Annotated in this window: 1 protein-coding gene; it reads right to left on the bottom strand. The window is 69.2% G+C overall.

Annotated elements, in window-relative coordinates:
• Nucleotides 1–611: ATP-binding protein (locus J8I34_RS34290; protein ID WP_500784454.1), on the bottom strand; the 611-nt coding region annotated here is incomplete at both ends.

The raw sequence follows: 611 nt of genomic DNA, 5'->3' as shown, positions 1-611 counted from the left end.
GCCAGCGCCTGGCGCATGCGCGCCAGCGCCTCGTCGCGGTCCTTGCCCCAGACGATCAGCTTGGCAATCATCGGGTCGTAGTACGGGCTGATGGTGTCGCCTTCGCGCACGCCGGCATCGATGCGGATACCGGCCGGGCCATGAGCATCCTCGCCGCGCATGAACTGCACCGCCGGCGGCGTGCGCAGGAAGCGCAGCGTGCCGGTGGAGGGCAGGAACTGCTTGTCGGGGTTCTCGGCGTAGATGCGCGCTTCCAGCGCGTGGCCGTCGATGCGCAGTTGCTGCTGCGTCAGCGGCAGCGGCTCGCCGGCGGCGACGCGCAGCTGCCATTCGACCAGGTCCTGCCCGGTGATCATCTCGGTCACGGGGTGCTCGACCTGCAGGCGCGTGTTCATCTCCATGAAGTAGAAGGAACCGTCCTGGTTGGCGATGAACTCTACCGTGCCGGCACCGACGTAGCCCACGGCCTTGGCGGCGGCCACTGCGGCTTCGCCCATCGCGCGGCGGCGTTCCTCCGTCATGCCCGGCGCGGGCGCCTCTTCCAGCACCTTCTGGTGCCGGCGCTGCACCGAGCAGTCGCGCTCGAACAGGTAGACGCAGTTGCCGTGCGT

The sequence above is a fragment of the Cupriavidus phytohabitans genome, assembly GCF_017815025.1.
Taxonomy (GTDB): Bacteria; Pseudomonadota; Gammaproteobacteria; order Burkholderiales; family Burkholderiaceae; genus Cupriavidus.
The sequence above is the reverse complement of the archived record's forward strand: the minus strand, read 5'-3'. Positions and strand labels throughout refer to the sequence as shown.